At 63.5% G+C, this 23136-nt stretch carries 19 protein-coding genes and 1 pseudogene; 10 read left to right on the top strand and 10 right to left on the bottom strand.

Annotated features, from left to right (window positions below; translation table 11 throughout):
- Positions 1 to 38: 38 nt before the first annotated feature.
- The 5 genes from CP49_RS05355 to hpaR all read right to left on the bottom strand — a co-directional run bounded on the left by CP49_RS05355 (position 39) and on the right by hpaR (position 7903).
- On the bottom strand, positions 39 to 3314 hold the full coding sequence (locus tag CP49_RS05355; RefSeq protein ID WP_057849257.1) for a transglutaminase family protein: 3276 nt from the start codon (positions 3312 to 3314) through the stop codon (positions 39 to 41).
- Positions 3315 to 3535: 221 nt separating this feature from the next.
- Positions 3536 to 5059 (bottom strand): UxaA family hydrolase, encoded by a 1524-nt coding sequence (locus tag CP49_RS05350; protein ID WP_057849256.1) that lies wholly within the window; start codon positions 5057 to 5059, stop codon positions 3536 to 3538.
- A 188-nt stretch (positions 5060 to 5247) separates the two neighbouring features.
- Positions 5248 to 6027 (bottom strand): HpcH/HpaI aldolase family protein, encoded by a 780-nt coding sequence (locus tag CP49_RS05345; RefSeq protein WP_057849255.1) that lies wholly within the window; start codon positions 6025 to 6027, stop codon positions 5248 to 5250.
- Between the two features lie 51 nt (positions 6028 to 6078).
- On the bottom strand, positions 6079 to 7164 hold the full coding sequence (locus tag CP49_RS05340) for a malate/lactate/ureidoglycolate dehydrogenase (RefSeq protein ID WP_057849254.1): 1086 nt from the start codon (positions 7162 to 7164) through the stop codon (positions 6079 to 6081).
- A gap of 202 nt (positions 7165 to 7366) precedes the next feature.
- A complete protein-coding gene (gene hpaR, locus CP49_RS05335) occupies positions 7367 to 7903 on the bottom strand; it encodes a homoprotocatechuate degradation operon regulator HpaR (protein WP_057849285.1) in 537 nt (178 codons plus the stop codon).
- A gap of 144 nt (positions 7904 to 8047) precedes the next feature.
- Between hpaR and hpaH the strand changes: the two genes are divergently transcribed.
- The 6 genes from hpaH (at position 8048) to CP49_RS05305 (ending at position 14607) form a co-directional block, all read left to right on the top strand.
- Positions 8048 to 8854, top strand: a complete 807-nt coding sequence (gene hpaH / locus CP49_RS05330; RefSeq protein ID WP_057849284.1) for a 2-oxo-hept-4-ene-1,7-dioate hydratase — start codon at positions 8048 to 8050, stop codon at positions 8852 to 8854.
- Positions 8855 to 8883: 29 nt separating this feature from the next.
- A complete protein-coding gene (locus tag CP49_RS05325) occupies positions 8884 to 9282 on the top strand; it encodes a 5-carboxymethyl-2-hydroxymuconate Delta-isomerase (protein WP_057849253.1) in 399 nt (132 codons plus the stop codon).
- On the top strand, positions 9275 to 10810 hold the full coding sequence (hpaE, locus tag CP49_RS05320) for a 5-carboxymethyl-2-hydroxymuconate semialdehyde dehydrogenase (protein WP_057849252.1): 1536 nt from the start codon (positions 9275 to 9277) through the stop codon (positions 10808 to 10810). The genes CP49_RS05325 and hpaE overlap by 8 nt, the downstream gene beginning before the upstream one ends.
- Positions 10811 to 10920: 110 nt before the next feature.
- Positions 10921 to 11904 (top strand): 3,4-dihydroxyphenylacetate 2,3-dioxygenase, encoded by a 984-nt coding sequence (gene hpaD, locus CP49_RS05315; protein WP_057849251.1) that lies wholly within the window; start codon positions 10921 to 10923, stop codon positions 11902 to 11904.
- Positions 11905 to 12079: 175 nt separating this feature from the next.
- Positions 12080 to 12949 carry a fumarylacetoacetate hydrolase family protein gene (locus tag CP49_RS05310; RefSeq protein ID WP_057849250.1) on the top strand — a complete coding sequence of 290 codons (870 nt, stop codon included), beginning with the start codon at positions 12080 to 12082 and terminating at the stop codon, positions 12947 to 12949.
- A 29-nt stretch (positions 12950 to 12978) separates the two neighbouring features.
- Positions 12979 to 14607 carry a thiamine pyrophosphate-dependent enzyme gene (locus CP49_RS05305; protein ID WP_057849249.1) on the top strand — a complete coding sequence of 543 codons (1629 nt, stop codon included), beginning with the start codon at positions 12979 to 12981 and terminating at the stop codon, positions 14605 to 14607.
- Positions 14608 to 14758: 151 nt separating this feature from the next.
- Here CP49_RS05305 and CP49_RS05300 read toward each other — a convergent pair.
- The 5 genes and pseudogenes from CP49_RS05300 to CP49_RS05280 form a co-directional block, all read right to left on the bottom strand.
- Positions 14759 to 14935: pseudogene (locus CP49_RS05300) on the bottom strand (MFS transporter); the annotation flags it as partial.
- 197 nt (positions 14936 to 15132) lie between these two features.
- On the bottom strand, positions 15133 to 15786 hold the full coding sequence (alkB, locus tag CP49_RS05295) for a DNA oxidative demethylase AlkB (RefSeq protein WP_197423021.1): 654 nt from the start codon (positions 15784 to 15786) through the stop codon (positions 15133 to 15135).
- Positions 15787 to 15799: 13 nt separating this feature from the next.
- A complete protein-coding gene (locus CP49_RS05290) occupies positions 15800 to 16540 on the bottom strand; it encodes a 2OG-Fe(II) oxygenase (protein ID WP_057849246.1) in 741 nt (246 codons plus the stop codon).
- Positions 16541 to 16750: 210 nt separating this feature from the next.
- Positions 16751 to 17437, bottom strand: coding sequence for a DUF2848 domain-containing protein (locus CP49_RS05285; protein ID WP_057849245.1), 687 nt, complete (start codon positions 17435 to 17437; stop codon positions 16751 to 16753).
- A complete protein-coding gene (locus tag CP49_RS05280; RefSeq protein WP_057849283.1) occupies positions 17430 to 18779 on the bottom strand; it encodes an amidase in 1350 nt (449 codons plus the stop codon). The genes CP49_RS05285 and CP49_RS05280 overlap by 8 nt, the downstream gene beginning before the upstream one ends.
- A gap of 251 nt (positions 18780 to 19030) precedes the next feature.
- On the opposite strand from CP49_RS05280, the gene CP49_RS05275 reads away from it, so the two are divergent.
- The 4 genes from CP49_RS05275 to CP49_RS05260 all read left to right on the top strand — a co-directional run bounded on the left by CP49_RS05275 (position 19031) and on the right by CP49_RS05260 (position 23018).
- Positions 19031 to 19444, top strand: a complete 414-nt coding sequence (locus tag CP49_RS05275; RefSeq protein ID WP_057849244.1) for a Zn-ribbon domain-containing OB-fold protein — start codon at positions 19031 to 19033, stop codon at positions 19442 to 19444.
- A 5-nt stretch (positions 19445 to 19449) separates the two neighbouring features.
- The gene (locus CP49_RS05270; protein ID WP_057849243.1) at positions 19450 to 20589 is read left to right on the top strand and encodes a thiolase C-terminal domain-containing protein; all 1140 of its coding nucleotides are present in this window, start codon (positions 19450 to 19452) and stop codon (positions 20587 to 20589) included.
- A 108-nt stretch (positions 20590 to 20697) separates the two neighbouring features.
- Positions 20698 to 21612, top strand: coding sequence for an SDR family oxidoreductase (locus CP49_RS05265; RefSeq protein ID WP_057849242.1), 915 nt, complete (start codon positions 20698 to 20700; stop codon positions 21610 to 21612).
- Positions 21613 to 22082: 470 nt separating this feature from the next.
- Positions 22083 to 23018 (top strand): SMP-30/gluconolactonase/LRE family protein, encoded by a 936-nt coding sequence (locus CP49_RS05260; RefSeq protein ID WP_082645877.1) that lies wholly within the window; start codon positions 22083 to 22085, stop codon positions 23016 to 23018.
- Positions 23019 to 23136 lie beyond the last annotated feature (118 nt).

Genomic DNA, 23136 nt, shown 5'->3' with positions numbered 1-23136 from the left:
GCCCCTTCTTTTTTTGACGCGTTTTCCGCTGGAAAACGCTATGGCAGGAGCGGCGTCCTCAAGTCGAGCGTCAAAGGGAATTCAATTGTGCGTTCCTCGGGCGGCGGGTCTACCCTGCCGGGGGTGTGGCCGTGATCCTGAAACCGGGCCAGCCGCCGCGCCTCCGCCTCGTAGGAATTGACCGGCTTGGTCTCGTAGTTGCGCCCACCGGGATGGGCGACGTGGTAGACGCAGCCGCCAAGCGAGCGGCCGTTCCAGGTATCAATCAAGTCAAATGTCAGCGGAGCATGAACGGGAATGGTCGGATGCAGCCCCGAGGCCGGCTGCCAGGCCTTGAAGCGGACGGCTGCGACCGCCTCGCCGGCGCGGCCCGTTGACGTCATCGGCATCCGCCTGCCGTTGCAGGTCACGACATGGCGGCCTTCGACGAAGCCTGTTGCCTTGACCTGCAGCCGCTCCACGGAAGAGTCGACACAGCGCACGGTGCCGCCGGCCGAGCCCTCTTCGCCAAGCACATGCCAAGGCTCCAGCGCCTGACGCAATTCCAGCGCGACGCCGCCATGATGGACGCGGCCGAACGCCGGGAATCGGAATTCAAGCTGCGCCGAATACCATTCCGGCGAGAATTCGTAGCCGGAATGCCTGAGCTCATCGAGCACGCCCTGAAAATCCTCCCAGAGGAAATGCGGCAGCATGAAGCGATCATGCAGCGCCGTGCCCCAGCGCACGAACTTACCCTGCTGCGGCTCGCGCCAGAGCTTTGCAATCAACGCGCGGATCAAGAGTTGCTGCGCCAGCGACATCCGCGGATCGGGCGGCATTTCGAGCGCGCGGAATTCGACCAGCCCGAGACGGCCGGTCGGCCCGTCGGGCGAATAGAGCTTGTCGATGCAGATTTCGGCGCGATGGGTGTTTCCGGTGATATCGACGAGGATGTGCCGGAACAGCCGGTCGACCAGCCAAAGCGGAGCCTCGATACCGGGCGGCGGCACGTGCGCGAGCGCAATTTCCAGTTCATAGAGCCCGTCATGGCGCGCCTCGTCGATGCGTGGCGCCTGGCTGGTCGGGCCGATGAACATGCCGGAAAACAAATAAGACAGCGAGGGATGGCGCTGCCAGTACAGCACGAGGCTCTTCAGGAGATCAGGACGCCGCAGGAACGGCGAGTCCTGTGGCGTCGAGCCGCCGACCACAACATGGTTGCCGCCGCCGGTGCCGGTGTGGCGGCCGTCAACCAGAAAGCGGTTGGCCCCGAGCCGGATTTTTGCGGCGTCTTCATACAGGCCGAAGGTGATGTCGACAGCGTCGCGCCAGCTTTGCGCCGGCTGCACGTTGATCTCGATGACGCCAGGATCAGGCGTCACCTTGATGACCTCGATGCGCGGATCGTAAGGCGGTCCATACCCCTCGACATGAACCGGGATCTGCATCTCCTCGGCGGTCGCCTCCACCGCCGCGATCAGTTCGAGGTAGTCTTCGATCTTCTCGACCGGCGGCATGAAGACGCACAACACGCCGTCGCGGATTTCGACAGCCACCGCCGTGCGCACCGGCTTGGGTTTTGGCCTGGATGTCGGCTCCGACTTTGCCGGCTCGCCTGCCGCTGCGGTGTCTTTATCCTCGACCGCGAGTTCCAGACGCGGCTCCATCGGATCCTGTTCGACGACATAGGGATATTCATCCGGAGGAATATCCGGCAGTGACGACATCGGCAGCCGCAGTCCGAGCGGGGAATCGCCCGGTATCAGGAAAAGATGGTCACGTCGGAGCTGCCAGTGCTCGCTCATCCAGCCAGACGCGTCAGCGCCCGCACGCTGGATCGGCAGCACGAAGCCGCTCGCCTTGTTGAGCCCGGTACTGAATACCCGCGCCATGCGAGCACGTTCTTCCGCGTCGGACAGTTTGGAGTCGGTCGGATCGACATTGACCGGCAAGGCGGCTTCCTTCTGCAGCCAGTGCACGGTGTCTTCATAGGCGGGCATCACATAGGCGGCGTCGAGGCCGAGCCGCTTCGCGGCGCCCTCCATAAACGCCTTAGCGTCTTCGACTATCGCCTTGTGCGGGTTGTCGATCTTCGCGATCAGGTCGGCATTCTTCCAGATCGGCGCGCCGTCCTTGCGCCAATAGAGGCCGAACGCCCAGCGCGGCAGGCTTTCGCCCGGGTACCATTTGCCCTGCCCGTAATGTAACAGCCCGCCCGGCGCAAAGCGCGCGCGCAGTTTGCGTATCAGCTCATCGGCCAGCGCCTGCTTAGTCGGGCCGATGGCGGCGATATTCCATTCCGGCGATTCCAGATCGTCGACGGAGACAAAAGTCGGCTCGCCGCCCATGGTCAGCCGGACGTCATCCTGCTTGAGATCGGCATCGACCTGCTCGCCGAGCGCGTCGAGACGCGCCCAGGATTCATCGGAGAACGGCCGCGTGATCCGCGGCGCCTCGCGGATGCGCCTGACGTTCATCTCGAAACCGAATTCGACGTTGGCGAAGCCGGCACTGCCACTGATCGGCGCCGCCGAGCGGTAGTGCGGCGTGGCGGCAACGGGAATGTGCCCCTCGCCCGTCAGCATGCCCGAGGTGACGTCGAACCCGATCCAGCCCGCGCCCGGAAGATAGACTTCGGCCCAGGCGTGCAGATCGGTGAAATCGCTTTCGACCTCGCGCGGTCCCTCGACGGGATCGATGTCGGGACGTAACTGGATGAGATAGCCGGAGACGAAGCGCGCCGCGAGGCCGAGGTGCCGGAAGATCTGGATCAACAGCCACGCCGAATCGCGGCACGATCCGAAGCCAGAGGCCAGCGTCTCCTCCGGCGTCTGAATGCCCGGCTCCATGCGGATGACATAGTTGATCTTCTTCTGAAGCTGCGCGTTGAGCCCGACCAGGAAATTGACGGTGCTGTCGGCTTCGCGCGGAATCTCTTTCAAGTAAGCTGCGAACAGCGGTCCCTGCTCCGCGGTGACGAGATAGGGCGCGAGCTCGGTCTTGAGGTCGGCGGGGTATTGAAACGGAAAGGAGTTGGCGTAGGGCTCGACGAAGAAGTCAAAGGGATTGACGACCGTCATCTGCGCGCTGAAGTCGACTTCGATTTTCAGTTCGGTGGCCTTCTCCGGAAAGACGAACCGCGCCAGCCAGTTGCCCTGCGGATCCTGCTGCCAGTTCACGAAATGGTTTGAGGGCGTGACCTTGAGCGAATAGCTCAGGATCGGCGTGCGCGTATGCGGCGCCGGACGCAGCCGAACGGTTTGCGGGCCGAGATCGATCGGTCGGTCGTATTTGTAGTGCGTAACGTGATGTAGTGCGACGAAGATCGACACGGACCGGAGACTCCAGCGGCTTTTTTAAGCAGAACACCGGTTCCGGGTGGGATCAAGCATTAACAACGGGCACGAGGTGCCTATGGGAAGTGCGAAACATTTGATGCCGTCATTCCGGGATGGTCCGAAGGACCAGACCTCAGATGCGCAATTGCGCATCGGGGAATCTCGAGGTTCCGGGTTCGATGCTTCGCATCGCCCCGGAACGACGAACTAATTTGTCACATCGTCGCCCCTAACACCCACGGCGCGAACTCGGCGCTGCCGAAGTCGAAACTCTCACTCTTGGTCGGCTGGCCGGATGCCGTTTTCAGCATCAGCTCGAAGATGCGCTGGCCGCATTGCTGCACGGTCTCCTCGCCGTCGAGGATGGTGCCGCAATTGACGTCCATGTCGTCTTCCATGCGCTTGTACATCGGCGTGTTGGTCGCGAGCTTGATCGAGGGCGCGGGCTTGCAGCCGAACACGCTGCCCCGCCCCGTGGTGAAGCAGACCATGTTGGCGCCGCCAGCCACCTGCCCGGTCGCCGCCACCGGGTCGTAGCCGGGCGTGTCCATGAAGACAAAACCCTTCTTGGTGATGGGCTCGGCGTAGTTGAGCACGTCGACCAGGTTGGTGCTGCCGGCCTTGGCCATCGCGCCCAATGATTTCTCGAGGATCGTGGTCAGGCCACCGGCCTTGTTGCCGGGGCTCGGATTGGCGTTCATCTCGGCGCCTTCGCGCCTGGTGTACTCTTCCCACCAACGCATCAGGCCGACGAGCTTTTCGCCGACCTCACGGCTGACCGCGCGCCGCGTCAGCAGATGCTCGGCGCCGTAGGTCTCCGGCGTCTCCGAGAGGATCACGGTGCCGCCGTGACGCACGAGGAGATCGCTCGCCGCGCCGAGCGCCGGATTGGCTGATACGCCGGAATAACCGTCGGAGCCGCCGCATTGCAGCGCCACTGTCAACTCGCTGGCCGGCACCGGCTCGCGCTTTACTTTGTTGGCGTCGGTCAGCGCCTCCTTCACGAAGGCAATTCCGGCCTCGACCGTCTTGCGGGTGCCGCCGACTTCCTGGATGTCCATCGCGCGCAGGCGGCCGGCGAGTTTCTGTTCCTGCATCAGCCCGCCGATCTGGTTGACCTCGCAGCCGAGCCCCAGCACGACCACAGCGGAAAAATTTACGTGCCGCGCATAGCCGCCGAGCGTCCGCCGCAAGAGCGCCAGCGGCTCGTCCTGCGTCATGCCGCAGCCGGTCTTGTGGGTCAGCGCCACCACGCCATCGACATTCGGGAAATCGGCCAGCGGGTTATCGCCGGTAAACGGATTCTTCTTGAACATGTCGGCAACGATGCCGGCGACATGGGCGCTGCAATTCACCGAGGTGAGAATGCCAATATAGTTGCGCGTGGCCACGCGCCCGTCGGCGCGGCGGATGCCGTCGAAGGTTGCAGGCAGATCGAAGTTCGGCACCGGCTTGACGTCGACGCCATAGGCATAGTCCTTGGCGAAATCGCCCATGCCGCAGTTCTGGGTGTGCACGTGCTGGCCCGGCGAAATCGGCGCGGTGGCAAAGCCGATGATCTGGCCGTAGCGGCGCACCGGCTCGCCCACGGCGATTGGCCTGATCGCGACCTTGTGGCCGGCCGGGATTCGCTCGACGGTCGTGACGCCATCGGCCACCACCATGCCGGGCGGCAGGCTCGCGCGCGCGATCAGCACGCCGTCGTCGGGATGCAGGCGGATCACAGGTGCCGGGGTCATGGGGTGTTTCTCCAGTGGTTCGCTTTAACCTCTCCCCATCCTTTACGGGGAGAGGTCGGATCGCATCGAAGATGCGATCCGGGTGAGGGGCAAGGCAGTGACTGAATCACTGGCGCAGTGCTCGCCGGATGGAGGCCCCTCACCCCGCCCCTCTCCCCGCAAGAGCGGGGCGAGGGAGAAGTAAGAGCTTAGGCCTTCCCGCCCGAGTCCTTCCTCGTCTGGTTCACCTGCATCTTGGCGTAGGTCATCATCAACCCGCTCTCGTTCGACAGCGTCACCAGCTTGAAGCCCATGTTGATGGCGCGCACCGCACCCTCGGCGCCGGAACAATGAATGCCGGGATTGAGGCCGCGCTTGCCGCATTCCTTGACGATCTTCTCGTAGATCTTGAGAATTTCCGGTTCGTCACGGTCGAGCTTCGGCACCAGGCCGTAGGAGAAGCCGAGGTCGGACGGGCCGATATAGACGCCGTCGATGCCTTCGACGTCGAGGATCGATTCCATGTTCTCGACCGCGGTCTTGGTCTCCATCATCGGCAGCAGCACGATCTCGTCGTTTGCCGTCTGCTGGTAGCTGCCGGCCGAGCCGTACATGCCGGAGCGGATCGGGCCATTCGAGCGCGTGCCCTTCGGTGGATACTTGGCGTACTGGACGAGGTTCTTGGCTTCCTGCGGAGTGTTGATCATCGGGCAGATCACGCCATAGGCGCCGCCATCGAGCACCTTGCCGATGATGCCGGGCTCGTTCCAGGGCACGCGGACCATCGGCGTCACCGGATGGCCGTTCATGGCCTGAAAGCACTGCACCATCGAGAGATAGTCCTGCACGCCGTGCTGCATGTCGACCGTGACGCTGTCGAAGCCGCACTGTGCGATCACCTCGGCGGAGAAGCCGGACGGGATCGCGAGCCACGCGTTCACCACGGCCTTGCCGGAGGCCCATACTTTCTTGACGTTGTTGGTTGCCATTGATCGCTTTCCCTTTGTAATCGTTACGATTGTTTGACTTCGTGGGGTGGATTAGCTGGTGGCGCGCTGAATGCTGGTTTCGCTGACGCCGACCTCGCGGGCGGTGTTGACGATGGCAGCCCAGGTATCATCAGGCAGCGGTACGCCGTTCCTGGTGCGCTCGGCGCGCATCTTGCGTTCGGGATCGCCGGGGACCAGCACGGACTCGACGCCGGCGATCGGCTTGGTTTCCCGGATGAAGTCGGTGTAGCGCGAGATTTCGCCGTCGAAGTAGTTGGCCGTGTCGATCACCTTGGGATCGATATAGAAGGCGAGCATTCCGTTGGCGAACTGCCGGCCTCCTGACGTCGCGCCGGTACCGGTGAGCGCGCCGCCGAGTAGCTCGCAGATGAAAGCGAGCCCCGAGCCCTTGTGCTCGCCGAAGGCGCGGATCGCGCCAGTCCCTTTGGTATGGTCGCGCGGCCCGTCGGGGGTGTAGGGACCGTAAAGCACCGACGGCTCCTCGCTCAGCGTGCCGTCGGCATCGACGAGCGCGCCGGTCGGCAGTTTCTTGCCGCCGCGGCTTGCCACCAGCACCTTGCCTTCAGCCACGATCGAAGTCGCGAAATCGAGCACGATCGGGTCCTGGCCCTGGCGCGGAATCCCGACGCAATAGGGCGCGGTCGATAGCCGCTTCTGCACGCCGCCGTAAGGCGCGACCAGCAGCGAGCCCGCCGCATTGACGAAGTGAACCGAGACCAGCCCTTCGGCGGCGGCCATCTCCGCCCAGTCACCGACGCGGCCGATATGCCCGGCGTTGCGCAACGCGACCGCGGCTAGCCCCGCCTTCTTGCATTTCTCGATGCCGGTCTGCACGGCGAACGGCGTCACGGTCTGGCCATAGCCGAACTTGCCATCGACCACAGCGAGCGACGGCGTATCGACGACGATCTCGGGGGTCTGGTTGGGAACGACGTTGCCGGTCTTCTTCCAGCGAATATAGACCGGCACCCGGATCACGCCGTGGCTGTCATGGCCGGTGAGATTGGCTGTCGTCAGATAGGTCGCGATGCGCCTGGCTTCCTCGGGCGAGGATTCCGAATGCGAAAAAACCTCGGCGACGAAATCGATGAGATTGTTGACTTGTATGGTGACCATTTTTTCGGATTCAGCCCTGACCTTGCACCGGGAAAGCCGGTGATATCAGCGGCAAACCCTGGAACTCCCACACCGGTTTTGATGACCGGCTTGGCCGGCACTTTGAGCGAAAAATCGCACGCGTGTCTACCATTAGACAAATGATTGCAATCATTTGCCCGGCCGTTATGCATCGGGCCGCTAGCATCATGCAAATTTGCGTTTACTCGTCCGCCTCAGTCTCTGCCTCACCGGACACTTCCATTTCCGCCAGGCCGCGTTCGAGCTCGCCCAGCATGTCCTGCAGCTCGGCAAGCTTACGCGCGCCATAGCGGCTGGTGATCTCGGCATAGATCGCTTCCGAGGTCGGTGCGACGGCCTCGATCAGCTTCAAGCCCCTGGACGAGATCGATACCTCGCCGCGGCGCAGATCGGCCTTGGCGGTCCGCCGCTCGATCAGATCGCGCGCTTCGAGATCGCGCAGGATTCGCGACAGGCTCGGCCCCAGCAGGAAGGCAACGCGCGCCAGTTCAGTCACCTCGATGGTATCAACCGCCGTCAGCGCGCGCAGGATCCGCCATTGCTGCTCGGTCAGGCCGTGGTTGCGCAAGGACGGACGGAACTGCCGCATGACCGCCTCGCGGGCGCGCAAGAGCGACATCGGCAGCGAACGCGAGAACTCGCGCATCGGCGCCCGGCGGGCCGCGGTCGTTCCCTCCGGCTCCAAACGCGGTCCGTTCGGCGATTTCTTACCTGCCATCTTCAGTGGTCCGCCATCAGGAATCGTGGATTCCGCGAGGATAAAGTTTTGCGCCGCAACAAGCATCAAATGAGTTTGCGCAGGATAACTTAACATGTTAAACAAATTTCAGCACGCGCTTTTTCAGACATGCCGGACGCGCCCATGGCCCTTTCGAAAGACGAAATCCGCAAGTCCGCCGAGCGGCTCGATCAGGCCGAAAAGACCCGCACGCAGATCCGCCAGCTTTCGCTCGAACATCCCGGCATAACGATCGAAGATGCCTACGCTATTCAGAAAGCCTGGGTCGAGATGAAGGTCGACCAGGGGCGCATCGTGAAGGGCCACAAGATCGGCCTGACCTCGAAGGCGATGCAGAGCGCGCTCAACATCGACGAGCCTGACTCCGGCATCCTGCTCGACGACATGTTCTTTGCCGATGGCGGGCTCGTCCCGTCCGATCGCTTCATCGCCACCCGCGTCGAGGCCGAACTCGCCTTCGTGATGAAGTCGCGGCTTTCGGGACCTGATTGCACCCTGTTCGACGTGCTCAACGCCACCGACTTCGTGGTGCCGGCGCTGGAGATTCTCGATACACGGGTTGAACGCGTCGATCCGCAAACCAAAGCTAGCAGGAAGATTTTTGACACCATCGCCGACAATGCAGCGAATGCCGGTATCGTGCTGGGCGGCCGTCCGATCCGGCCGATGGACGCCGACTTGCGCTGGATTGGCGCACTGTGTTTCCGCAACGGCCAACTCGAGGAAACCGGGCTTGCGGCCGGCGTTCTCAACCATCCCGCGACGTCGGTAGCATGGCTTGCCAACAAGATCGCACCGAACGGGCTGGCGCTGGAAGCCGGGCAAGTGGTGCTGGCGGGATCGTTCATCCGCCCGATCGAGACCCGCAAGGGCGACACGATCCAGGCCGACTACGGCCCTTACGGCTCGGTGAGCTGCTACTTCGCCTGACGCGTTAAGAGAGTTGGAGCAATCGCAAGATGCCGCACTTCACGATTGAATATTCAGGCAATCTCGATCGCCACGTTGACATGGGCGCGGTCGTGGAACTGGTTCGCAAGGCCGCGGTCGAAACCGGCATCTTCCCGCTCGGAGGTATTCGCGTCCGCGCTATCAAATGCGAGCACTATGCGATTGCCGACGGCCGCCGGAATTACGGCTTTCTCGATATGGTGCTCCGTCTCGGCGAGGGCCGCGATCTCGCCACCCGCAAGAAGGCGGGCGAGCATATTTTCAAGGCCTTGTCGGCCTTTCTCGATCCGGTGTTTGCGAAGGAGAAGTTCGCGCTGTCGTTCGACATGCAGATCAACGACAAGGAAACAAGCTGGAAACGCAACAACATCCACGACGCCCTGAAAGTGGAGGCTATCAATGGATAAGGCGACACCGAAGGACATGTTTCAGGCTAACCGCGACCGCGTAGCTCCCCTGCTCGTCAGGTTAAAGAGCGAGGGCATCGGCCACATGATCGGCGGCAAGACCGTGCCGTCGGTCTCCGGCCAGACTTTTGAGACGAAGTCGCCGGTGGATGGGGCGGTACTGGCGTCCGTCGCGCGCGGCAATGCCGACGACATCGACCGCGCTGCTACCGCAGCCGCAACCGCGTTCAAGTCCTGGCGCGAGGTGCCTGCGGCGGCGCGGAAGAAATTGCTGCATCGCGTGGCCGATGCCATCGAGGACCACGCCGACGATATTGCGGTGCTGGAATGCATCGACACCGGCCAGGCGCATCGCTTCATGGCCAAGGCCGCGATCCGGGCGGCGGAGAATTTTCGCTTCTTTGCCGACAGATGCGCCGAGGCCCGGGACGGGCTCAACATGCCCGCCGAGGAGCACTGGAACATCTCGACCCGGGTGCCGATCGGCCCGGTCGGCGTGATCACGCCGTGGAACACCCCGTTCATGTTGTCGACCTGGAAGATCGCGCCTGCGCTCGCCGCCGGCTGCACTGTCGTGCACAAGCCGGCGGAATGGTCGCCGGTGACGGCGGACCTGCTGGCAAAGCTTGCCAAACAGGCAGGCCTCCCCGACGGCGTGCTCAACACCGTCCACGGCATGGGCGAGGAAGCCGGCAAGGCGCTGACCGAGCATCCCGCGATCAAGGCGATCGGCTTTGTCGGGGAAAGCTCCACCGGCTCGGCAATCATGGCGCAGGGCGCCCCTACCCTGAAGCGCGTGCATTTCGAGCTCGGCGGCAAAAATCCCGTGATCGTGTTCGAGGATTCCGATCTCGACCGGGCGCTGGATGCGGTCGTCTTCATGATCTACTCGCTGAACGGCGAGCGCTGCACCTCCTCCAGCCGGCTTCTGGTCCAGGAGTCTATCGCCGACAAATTCATCGAAAAGCTCACCGTTCGGGTGAAGGCGCTGAAGGTCGGCCATCCGCTCGACCCCGCTACCGAAATCGGACCGCTGATCCATGAGCGGCATCTGGCAAAAGTGTGCAGCTATTTCGACGTCGCGCGGAACGACGGCGCCACCATTGCCGTCGGCGGCAAGCCGCATGACGGGCCCGGCGGTGGACATTACGTGCAGCCGACGCTGGTTACCGGCGCGCATTCGAAAATGCGGGTGGCGCAGGAAGAAGTGTTCGGCCCATTCCTTACCGTGATCCCGTTTAGAGACGAGAAGGACGCGATCGAGATCGCCAACGGCGTGCAATATGGCCTGACCGGTTATGTCTGGACCAGCGACATGGGCCGCGCGCTGCGCGTCGCCGACGCGTTGGAGGCCGGCATGATCTGGCTCAACTCCGAAAACGTCCGCCATCTGCCGACGCCGTTCGGTGGCATGAAATCGTCAGGCATTGGCCGCGATGGCGGCGACTACTCGTTCGACTTCTATATGGAAACCAAGCACGTCTCGCTCGCGCGCGGGACGCATAAGATTCAGAAGCTGGGAGTGTAAACAACCACCGTCATTCCGGGGCGATGCGTCAGCATCGAACCCGGAATCTCGAGATTCCGGGTCTGGTCCTTCGGACCATCCCGGAATGACAGAGAATCCGAGGAAACCACATGCCCATTCCAACCCACATCTTCGATCCGCCGTTCAACATCATCCGCTGCAGCCATGCCGTGCTCGACGTCACCGACCTCGACAAGAGCCGCGCCTTCTACGAGAACACCGTCGGCCTCCATGTCGAGGACAGCGACGACAACGCGGTTTATTTGCGCGGCAGCGAGGAGCATCAGCATCACTCGCTGGTGTTGCGGAAAGCCCCTGTCGCGGCCTGCAGCCGGCTCGGCTTCAAGGTCGGCAATGACGGCGATCTCGACAGGGCCGCCACCTTCTTTTCCGAGAACGGCATCGCTTACGCTTTCGTCGATCAAGCGTTCCAGGGCCGCACCTTGCAGTTCACCGATCCTGCCGGCTTCCAGCTCGAACTTTACGCAACGATGGATAAGCGCCCGCATCTGCTGCGGCGTTACGACCTCTACAGGGGGTGCCACCCGCAGCGGCTCGATCATTTCAACGTCTTCTCGCCTGAGGTTCAGGGAACCGTCGATTTCTACGCCCGGCTCGGCTTCCGGCTGACCGAATATGGCGAGGAGGACGGCCCGAACGGGCGGATCGCGGCGGCCTGGATGCATCGCAAGGGCAATGTCCATGACTTAGCCATCACCAACGGCCGTGGCCCTCGCCTGCACCACATTGCCTATTGGACGCCGACCGCGATGAACATCCTGCATCTCTGCGACGTGATGGCCTCCAGCGGCTACCTGAAGAACATCGAGCGCGGCCCCGGCCGCCACGGCATCTCGAATGCGTTCTTTCTCTATGTCCGTGACCCCGACGGTCATCGGCTTGAACTCTACACCAGCGACTATTTTACGGGCGATCACGACCATGAGCCGCTGCGCTGGTCGCTGAAGGACCCGCGCCGGCAGACGCTGTGGGGCGCGCCCGCGCCGCGCTCCTGGTTCGAGGAAGGTACGCCGTTTTCGGGGCAAGCGGTACGCGAGCCGGCCTTTGTCGCCGACGTCACCATCGCGGACTAGAGTCGTGCGCAGTGCCGATAACAAAGTTTCCCACGACGCGTCGTCCCGGCGAACGCCGGGACCCATAACCCGCGGCGGTAATGTTGCAGAAGGTATCTGCTTTGGTGCTCAAAAGATAGGACACGGCGTATGGGTCCCGGCGTTCGCCGGGACGACATGGAGTATCGGATAACGAATGACGTCACCTCACCTCGCCACCTTCACCGTCAACGGCGCACAGAAATACGGCGCCGTCACCGATGCCGGCATCGTCGATCTCTCCGCGCGGTTCGGAAAGGATTATCCGACGCTGCGCGAAGTCGTCGCCGCGGGCGCGCTGATGAAACTCTCCGAAGAAGGCGCGCGGCACCAGCCGGACCATGCGCTCGATGCCATCACCTGGCAGCCGCCGATCCCTTCGCCGGAAAAGATCATCTGCATCGGCGTGAACTACCCGGACCGCAACGCCGAATACAAGGACGGGCAGGACGCGCCGAAATATCCGAGCATGTTTATGCGCACGCCGCGCTCCTTCGTCGGCCACAACGCGCCGCTGGTCCGCCCGCGCGCCTCGTCGCAGCTCGACTATGAGGGCGAACTGGTGCTGGTCATCGGCAAGGCCGGCCGGCACATCAAGGAGAGCGATGCGCTTGGCCATATCGCCGCGATCACGCTCTGCAACGAGGGCACCATCCGCGACTGGGTGCGGCACGCCAAGTTCAACGTCACGCAAGGCAAGAATTTCGATTCCACCGGCAGCCTCGGGCCGTGGCTCGTGCCCTACACAAACGAAAGCCAGATCGCGGACGTCCGCCTCACGACGCGGGTCAACGGCGAGACACGGCAGGACGACCGCACGGGACGATTGATCTTCGGCTTCCGATACCTCATCAACTATCTCTCGACCTTTACCACGCTGGTGCCGGGCGACGTCATCGTGACGGGAACGCCGACGGGGGCCGGCGCGCGGTTCGACCCGCCGCGCTATCTCAAGCCCGGCGACGTCATCGAGGTTGAAGCCGAGGGCGTCGGCGTGCTGAAGAACGGCGTGATCGACGAAGCCTGACAATCCCCCGCAAGCGAGTGGACAGTACGATGAAATCAACTTCCGGCGGCGAAGCAATCGTCAATGGCCTCGTCGCGCATGGCGTCGATACGGTGTTCGGCCTGCCCGGCGCGCAAATCTATGGCTTGTTCGACGCCTTTCATCAGGCGCAGTTGAAGGTAATCGGCGCACGGCACGAGCAGGCCTGCGGCTACATGGCCTTCGGCTACGCACGGTCTTCGGGGCGGCCCGGCGTGTTCAGCGTGGTGCCTGGCCCCGGCGTACTCAATGCGGGCGCGGCGCTTTTGACCGCATTCGGCTGCAATGAGCCGGTGCTCTGCCTGACCGGCCAGGTGCCGACGTCCTTTCTCGGCAAGGGCCGCGGCCATCTGCACGAGATGCCGGATCAGCTCGCCACGCTGCGCACTTTCGTCAAATGGGCCGAGCGCATCGAATATCCCGACGTGGCGCCGGCCATGGTGTCGCGCGCGTTTCAGGAGATGCTGTCGGGCCGCCGCGGTCCGGTGTCGCTCGAAATGCCGTGGGACGTGTTCACCCAGCGCGCGCAGGTCGGCCCTTCCCAGATCTTCGACCCCCTCCCCGCCCCGCAGCCCGATCCTGACCGCGTCAAGGCTGCGGCTGCGTTGATCAAGGATGCGAAGCGGCCGATGATCTTCGTCGGCAGCGGCGCGATCGATGCCGCTGAGGAAATTCTCGAACTCGCGGAAATGATCGACGCGCCCGTGGTGGCGTTCCGCAGCGGTCGCGGCATCGTCTCCAATGCGCACGAACTCGGACTGAGCATGGCGGCGGCCTACAAGCTGTGGGCGACCACCGACCTGATCATCGGGATCGGCAGCCGCATGGAGCTGCCGACCTCCGGTTTCCGTTGGCCGTATCAACCGAAGGGTTTGAAATCCGTTCGCATCGATATCGATCCCGTCGAAATGCGCCGGGTTGCGTCCGACGCTGCCATCGTCGCGGACGCCAAGGCGGGCACGGCGGATCTGGTGGCGGCCGTGAAGAAGTCCGGCTACAGCAAGACCAGCGGCCGGCGCGCCGAAATCCGCGAGGCCACGGCGGCGGCGCAGCAGGAGATCCAGAAGGTTCAGCCGCAGATGGCGTACCTGAACATCCTGCGCGAGGTGCTGCCGGCCAACGCCATCGTCACCGACGAGCTGTCGCAGGTCGGTTTTGCCTCCTGGTACGGCTTTCCGGTCTACGAGCCGCGCACCTTCATCACCTCAGGCTATCAGGGCACGCTCGGCTCGGGCTTCCCCACTGCGCTGGGCGCCAAGGTCGCCAACCCGGACCGGCCGGTGGTCGCGATCACCGGCGATGGCGGCTTTATGTTCGGCGTGCAGGAACTGTCGACCGCCGTGCAGTTCAAGATCGGCGTCGTGACGCTGGTGTTCAACAACAACGCCTACGGCAATGTGCGCCGCGACCAGCGCCAGCATTTTGACGGACGCGTGGTGGCGTCGGACCTGGTCAATCCGGATTTCGTGAAGCTCGCGGAATCCTTTGGCGTCGGCGCCGCGCGCGTCACCTCACCCGATCACTTCCGCCCCGCGCTGGAAAAGGCGCTGGCCGACGGCGGGCCATACGTGATTTCGGTCGAGGTGCCGACGGATTCGGAAGTATCGCCGTGGGCGTTCATTCATCCGCCAAAGCCATGAGTGCCCCTCATGGTGAGGAGGCGCTTGCGCCGTCTCGAACCATGTAGGCCCGACTGTGGCTACATCCTTCGAGACGGCCGCGTTGCGGCCTCCTCAGGATAAGGGCGTGCTACTTCGCTGCCACACTGCGCTGCATCCGCGACGCCGCGACCACTAGCAGGATGAGGATCACATATGACGGCGCAATGCCGACTTCGGCGCACAGTTTTGGCAGGTAAATGACGTAAGTGGTCCAGCCCAGCGTGAAGACCAGTTGCAGCACGGCAAGATAGATGCCGGTGCTGTTGGCGCTGGTGCTTGTTTCGGACTTGATGTCGGTGCCGCTCATGTCTGCCCCCCGGCAGAGGGAGCATAAACCAGAGAATATGCGGATGGAACGCTTTCCCTTCTCCCCTTGTGGGAGAAGGTGCCTTCGCGAAAGCGAAGGCGGATGAGGGGTCTCTATCCGCGGAGACAGACCCCTCATCCGTCTCGCTGCCGCTTCGCGTCAGCGATCCACCTTCTCCCACAAGGGGAGAAGGAAGATCACTGCGCTTTGCGAAAAGTCAGATTGATGCGCTGGCGGCCCATCAGCGCATGCTCGCCGTCAGCCAGCGGCGCCACACCGTGAAAGAACAGCCGCGACGGACCGCCCCAGACTACGACGTCGCCGTGCTCCAGGCGGTAGCGGGCCGGCTTGTCGGCACGCTTTGCGCCGCCGAAGAGGAAGACCGCGGGCAGCCCTAGCGATACCGACACGATCGGCGCGGCAAAATCCTGCTCGTCCTTGTCCTGATGCAGCGACATCCGCGCACCGGGTGCATAGCGGTTGATCAGGCAGGCATCCGGCGCAAAACCGGCAAAACCACCCGCAGCGGCCGCCTGCTCCGCCAGTTGACGAAAGACAGCCGGCATCGCCGGCCAAGGCTGGCCGGAATTGGGATCGACGCCGTCATAGCGATAGCCGCTCGGATCGGTAACCCAGCCCGCGCTGCCGCAATTGGTCATCGCGACCGACATCTGGTGACCGCCAGGGGTAACCATGCGCCGGAACGGCGCCTGTGCGATGACCTCGCGCAGCGCCGCAATGACTTCGTTCTCAAACGGCCTGGCGAAACTGCGCAGCAGCACCGCGCCCTCCGCCATCGCTTCGCGTGACGGACGCACGTCCCGAACGGCGTCGAACAAATCTGCAGTCAACGTGGGCCCGCGCTCATTTGGCATCGTGAAAGATCACACCGACAGTGTGGCGTTGGCCGGATCTGATACGGCTGACCCCATGGCGCAGATTAACGCGGTAAGGCCCGCGCGTCCCCTGCACCGGCCGGTGGTGCACAGCAAAGGCGACCGCATCGCCCTGCGCCAGCGGAACTACCTCAGGCCGCGACTGCATCCGCGGCCGCTGTTCCGTCAGCACGAACTCGCCGCCGGTAAAATCTCGCCCCGGCTCCGACAGCAGGATCGCAACCTGCAGCGGAAACACATGCTCGCCGTAGAGATCCTGGTGCAGGCAATTATAGTCGCCCTCGCCATATTGCAGCAGCAGCGGCGTCGGCCGCGTCTGCCCGGCGTCGTGGCACCGTTTCAGAAAAGCCTCGTGCCGCTCGGGATAGCGGATGTCGATGCCCATCGTCTCGTTCCAGCGATTGGCGACACTGCACAGCCGCGCATAGAGCGCCGGCCGCAATTCCGCGATCAGCTTCGGCAGCGGATAGGCGAAATATTTATACTCGCCGCGGCCGAACCCATGGCGCCCCATCACGATTTTGCTGCGGAAGTTCGCGTCATCCGGATAGAGCGCGGCCAGCGCGTCGCATTCTTCCGGCGACAGCAATCCCTTCAGGACCGCGCAGCCCTGTGCGTCGAGGTCAGCGATCGCCTGCGTCCAGTCGATGGCGTCGACGCGGGCGGCGACGGTGGGCGGACGGTCGATATGTCTTGCAGTTGCTCTCATGCTGGCAGTCTCGCAAAACCACCTGGACGTTCGCCACCCGATTTCCGATCTATCGGCCGTCGTCCCTGCGAACGCAGGGACCCATAACCACAGGTCGCCTTGGGTCGCTAGGCTGTGGCTCCAGTTCGCCATAACAACGAACCACGGTGGTTATGGGTCCCTGCGCCCGTGCGCAATTGCGCACTAGGCAGGGACGACGTGTGGAGAAATCTAACCCAACACCGGCATCGTGATCACATCATAGCCGTGGCTGATCTTCCGCTTCAGCACGGGGTCCTCCAGCTCGAACTCGAATCGGCTGGCCGGGCGGATGCCACCCTTGGCGGCGAAGGTGCCGCCGAACATCGCGCAGCCGTCGGGCAAGCCCTTGCCGCCGAAGCCGCGCTCGATCAGGTCGTTCACTGGCAGCATCGCATCGAGCGTGCCTTCCTGGTAGAGCACGCGGGCGCCGCCGATGACCGCCCAGGAGCGCAGGATCAACTTGTCCCAATGGGCGATGACCTCCTCCAGCTCCCACAGCACCGAGGCTACCGGTTTGTCACACATCTGCTTGGAGACGGTGACGCTGTAGCTCTCGACCTTGCGGTCGGTGTGGTCGGAGCCGCAGCCGACGAAGATGCGTCCCTGCCAGCCGATCAGCACGAACTCGACCTCGCCGCTGGAATTTTCGCCGCAGACCTCGATGCGGTCGTCCTGCGTAATCCGCCGCGCCGAGCAGCGGTAGTAGATCGGCGTCGTGGCTGGGCGCGCGATGCCGAGCGCTTCGAGTTCGGCGATGTGCTTGTCGCGCGCCACCGGATCGCGGCCGGTCCAGCCGGCGATGACGGCCTGGTCGATCGCAAGCGTCAGCGGCGTCAACATACCCTTGTCGTCGACGTTGAAGGTCAGATCAAACACGGATGATGTCCTCCATTCCCGCGGCCAGTTCGAAGATGCGTCGATCCGATCCGCCCGCCGCCGCGAGCATCAGCCCGACAGGCATGTCCCCTTCGCGGTGCGCCGGCAGCGAAATCGCGCAGCCGTCGAGCATGTTGATCAGCGTGCAGTTGCGCAACGAGCGCAAATTCTGCGTGGCGAAGGCCTGGTCGTCGGCGAGGTCGGCAATGACAGGCGGCGTGTTTGATGTGGTCGGCAGCACCAGCGCGTCATACGGCGCGATGCGCTTTTCGGTCCGCGCAATGAACGCGCGGCGCGCGCCGACGATATCGATATAGTCGGCCGCGCTGATGCCTTCGCCGCGCAGGATGCGGACGCGGACACGGGGGTCGTAGACATCTCCCTTGCTCGTGAGCAGATAACGGTGCCAGGCGTAGCTTTCCGCGGCAGCAAAGCCGCCTTTGCTGTTCATGACGCCGACGTCATGGAATTCCGGCACCTCGATCCGCTCGATCGACGCGCCCTGGCGCGACAGCGTCGCCAGCGCGCGCTCGAAGGTTCTGGCGACCTCTTCGTCGAGATCGTCGAGCGCGATCGTGGTCGGCACCGCGAGCCGCATGCCCTTGACGGCGCGCGGCTGCAACGGCTGCACGGCTTCATCGGCCAGCACGGCATCCAGCACCGCGCAGCAGGCCACGCTGCGCGCCAGCGGCCCAAAACTGTCGAGCGAGAATGACAGCGGCACGCCGCCGTCGAGCGGCACGCGGCGTTGCGTCGGCTTGTAGCCGACGATGCCATTATAGGCCGCCGGAATCCGGCAGGAGCCGCCGGTGTCGGTGCCGAGCGCACCATGGGCCATACGATCGGCGATCGATACCGCCGCGCCCGAGGACGAGCCGCCGGGGACATGGCCGACGCCGCGATTGAAGACGCTCTTCGGCGTGCCGTAATGCGGATTGATGCCGATGCCGGAATAGGCGAACTCGGTCATGTTGGTGCGGCCGATCACGATGAAGCCGGCACGGCGGAGCCGCGCCACCACCGTCGCATCGGCTTCGGCAGGAGCCGAATCCTCCAGCGCACGGGATCCTGCACGGGTCACCTGCCCCTTGATGTCGAACAGGTCCTTGATCGAGACGGGGACGCCGGCATAGGGCGATGGCGCGGCGCGCGCCTTGCGCAGATGATCCATCGCATCGGCTGCTGCGATCGCGGCGTCCTTGTCGACATGGATAAAGGCGCGCGCGCCCTCGCCGGCGGGATCGGCAATTTTGGCGAGACATTCCTCGACCAGTTTGCGCGCGGTGGTTCGTCCGGCATCGAGGTCGGCGGCGAGGCTGGCGAGCGTCGGATGGTTCGGCATGGCTTTCTTGGTCGCTTCCTTTGGCCTCACTTGTGTCTGAAGCGAGCCTGATGACGAAAAATGCAGTCGGCAATTTGCCGTGGGGCGGACTATCTCCGATGATACGCTGGCATACAAGCGCCCTCACGCGCAGGAATGCGGCCATGCAATCGCCGTCGCCGCTGAGCCGTTGACGGGCAACTGCCAAATGTCGCATCAAGACCACAAGCAAGCGGGCAAACGCCCGGCTTCCCCGAGGAGAAATTGCCGACATGGCTGAGCCCGCCCGCGCCAAACCAAAGCCCACACCCGAGACCCAGCATTTCTGGGACGGAACGCAGGCCGGCGAATTGCGCCTGCAGCGTTGCGATGCCTGCGCCAATGTCTATTTCCCGCCGCGGCCGTTCTGTCCCTCCTGCGCCTCGCGCAAGGTGAGTGTGTTCAAGGCCAGCGGCAAGGGCAAGCTCTACAGCTATGTCATCAACCATCGCCCGGCGGCGCCCGGCTTTACCCCGCCTTACGCGATCGCGGTCGTCGAACTCGACGAAGGTCCGCGCATGATGAGCAACATCATCGACTGCCCGCAGACGCCGGAGGCGCTGGAGCTCGACATGAAGCTCGAAGTCGCGTTCGAAAAACTCGACGACAAGATCACCCTTCCCATGTTCCGTCCGGCGAAGGGCTAAGCACCATGCGCAGAAACCAGGTCGCCGTCGTCGGCGCTGCCGAGACCACCGAGCTCGGCGTCATCCCGAACGTGTCGCAGATCCAGCTCCACGCGGATGCGGCGCTCAACGCCATAGCCGATGCCGGGCTGAAATTGTCCGATATTGACGGCATCGCCACCGCCGTCGAAACTCCGCAGCAGATCGCCCATTACCTCGGCATCACGCCGACCTGGGTCGACGGCACCTCGGTCGGCGGCTGTTCGTTCATGCTGCATGTCCGCCATGCTGCGGCCGCGATCGAAGCGGGTCTCTGCAAGACCGTGCTGATCACGCATGCCGAGAGCGGCAAGTCGATGATCGGCAAATTGCCGCGCTCGATCCCCGCCGATAGCTTGCAGGGCCAGTTCGAGGCGCCGTTCGGCATCTACGGCCCGCCCAGCATGTTCCCGATCCCCGTGCTGCGCTACATGAAGACCTACGGCATCACCCATGAGCAGATCGCGATGGTCGCTGTGGTGCAGCGGGAATGGGCCGCGAAGAACCCTCGCGCGATGATGAAGGACCCGATCACAGTCGCCGACGTTCTCAACTCGCGGATGATCGCCTATCCCTTCCGCCTGCTGCAATGCTGTCTCGTCACCGACGGCGGCGGCGCGCTGATCCTCACATCCGCCGACCGCGCCAGGGACTTTCCGAGGAAGCCGGTCTATATTCTCGGCACCGGCGAGAGCGTGGAGACGCCGATGGTCAGCCAGATGGAGACGTTCAACTCCTCGCGCGCCTTCAAGGTCGCCGGCCCTACTGCCTTCAAGGAGGCCGGCATCACCCACAAGGACGTCGACCATTTGATGATCTACGACGCTTTTGCGCATCTGCCGCTTTATGGGCTCGGCGATCTCGGCTTCATGCCGCACGAGGAGACCGGCAAGTTCATCGCCGACGGCAACACCCGCCCCGGCGGCAAGCTGCCGCTCAACACCAATGGCGGCGGCCTGAGCTACATGCATTCCGGCATGTACGGCATGTACGCGCTGCAGGAGAGCGTGCGGCAGATGCGCGGCATCGCGCCGGCGCAGGTCAAGGACGCGAAGATTTCGGTCTGCCACGGCGTCGGCGGCATGTTCGCCGCAAGTGGCACGATCATCTTTACGAACGAGAAGTAACAACCCGTCATTCCGGGGCGCGCGAAGCGCGAACCCGGAATCTCGAGATTCCGGGTCTGGTGCTTTCGCGCCATCCCGGAATGACGGGAGCACAACCGGAGCAACACAATGGCAAAATCACTGCAAGACAAAGTCATCATCGTCACCGGCGCAGGCCGTGGCATCGGCCGCGAGATCGCACTGCTCTGCGCCGCCGAAGGCGCCAAGGTGGTGGTCAACGATCCCGGCGTTGCCGCAGACGGCGCCGGTTCGAGCGCTGCGCCCGCCGAGGAGGTGGTCGAGGAGATCAGGAAGCGCGGCGGCACCGCCGTTGCCAACTTCGAGTCAGTGGCGGAAGCGATCCCCGCGAGCAAGGTCGTGAAGACGGCGACCGATCATTTCGGCCGCCTCGACGGCGTCGTCAACAATGCCGGCATCTTGCGCGACATGATCTTCCACAAGATGAGCGTGGAAGCCTTCGAGGCCGTCATCAAGGTGCACCTGATGGGCTCGTTCTACGTCTCCCACGCCGCGGCGCGGCTGTTCCGTGAGCAGGAGAGCGGCTCCTTCGTGCACTTCACCTCGACCTCCGGCCTGATCGGCAATTTCGGCCAGGCCAACTACGCCGCCGCCAAGCTCGGCATCGTCGGCCTGTCGAAGTCGATCGCGCTCGACATGGGCCGCTTCAACGTCCGCTCGAACTGCGTCTCGCCATTCGCCTGGACCCGCATGATCGGCACCATCCCGACCGAGACCGAGGCCGAGAAGGCGCGCGTGGCGAAAATCCAGCAGATGGGACCGGAGAAGATCGCGCCGATCTGCGCTTATCTGCTCAGCGATGCCGCCAAGGACGTGACCGGCCAGATTTTCGGCGTGCGCATGAACGAGATCTTCCTGTTCAGCCAGAATCGTCCGCTGCGCTCGGTGCAGCGGAGCGAAGGCTGGACGCCGGAAACGATCGCCGAGCACGGCATGCCCGCGCTCAAGGGATCGTTCTACAAGCTCGACCGCTCGGCGGACATTTTCCCCTGGGATCCGATCTGAGGAAGACTCTCCACATGGTCGTCCCTGCGAAAGCAGGGACCCATACGCCGCGGCCTATCAGTGGAGCGATGGGGTAGATTATCTTCTGAAACAATCGGGGCTGGTGGTTATGGGTCCCTGCGAACGTTCGCAGGGACGACGAACCTCCGCCATCTCTGATTATTCCACCACAGCCCGCCCGCTTTATGCCGGAATGCGGGCTGATGTTTTCCTTCCAACAAAAAACATGGGAGGAAATCATGACAACCTCGTTGACCCTTTCCGATCCCCAGCACCAAGGCGGCGGTTTCGACCGTCGCAAGATATTGACAGGCGCAGCGGCGCTTGCTGCCTCGGCCGTGACGATGAAGACGGCTTCCGCCGCCTCCGTGGCACCGCTCGGCCAGACCGGCGCGCCGACCACGGCAACGCAGCCCCTGCCGCTCGGCCCGCTTCCCGGCGCCCGCTATCCGGATTCCCGCCTGGAATCGATGAAAAAGCCGAAGGTCTCGTTCGGGCCCACCGGTTTCCCGGCCTTCGCGGGCACCATGGCGGTCGAGCGCGTCGCAACCGGATTCCGTTGGGCCGAAGGCCCGGTCTATTTCGCGGCCGGACGCTACGTACTGTTCTCCGACATTCCCAACAACCGCATCATGCGCTTCTCGGAAGATGACGGCCATCTCAGCGTCTACCGCCAGCCGTCGATGAACTCCAACGGCAACACCATTGATCGGGAAGGACGCCTGATCACCTGCGAACACAGCGGCCGGCGGGTAACCCGGACCGAACTCGACGGCTCGATCACGATCATCGCCGACAAGTACAATGGCAAGAAACTGAACTCGCCGAACGACGCGGTCGTCGCGGCCGACGGTTCGATCTGGTTCTGCGACCCAGCCTACGGCATCGGCGGCTTTTACGAGGGCATCAAGGCCGAGCCCGAGCAGGAAAAGAAAAATGTCTACCGGGTGGATCCGAAATCCGGCGACATCAAGATGGTGGTCGATGACTTCGTGCAGCCGAACGGCCTTTGCTTCTCGCCTGACGAGAAGAAGCTCTATATCTGCGATACCGGTTTCACCGACGGACCCGACAACCCGTCGCATATCCGCGTGTTCGACGTGGATCTCGGGGCCGGAAAGCTTTCGAACAGCAAGGTCTTTGCGGACATGCCCAAGCCCAGCATTACCGACGGGCTGCGCTGCGACACCGCCGGGCGTCTTTGGTGCTCCGTGGGTTGGGGCGATCCGAATGAAGACGGCGTGCGCTGCTACACTCCTGACGGCGATCTCCTCGGCAAGATCCACATACCGGAAACCGTCGCCAACCTGTGCTTCGGCGGTCAGCAGCGAAATAGACTTTATATCTGCGGCTCGTCATCGCTCTACGCAGTCTACACCAGTGCGCAAGGCGCCATGAAGCCGTGACTGGGTGCCGACGGCGCGAGTAATTGTTGAACCTACGATTCCACCGCGAGTCGTCCCCGCGCACGCGCTAGTTGATTCGCACATCTTTGAGGGTCTCCCACGCCGATGCCACGCCCAA

Origin of the sequence: Bradyrhizobium valentinum (assembly GCF_001440405.1) — a bacterium.
GTDB lineage: Bacteria > Pseudomonadota > Alphaproteobacteria > Rhizobiales > Xanthobacteraceae > Bradyrhizobium > Bradyrhizobium valentinum.
Note: the sequence above shows the minus strand (reverse complement) of the source record. Positions and strands in the feature narration are given on the sequence as shown.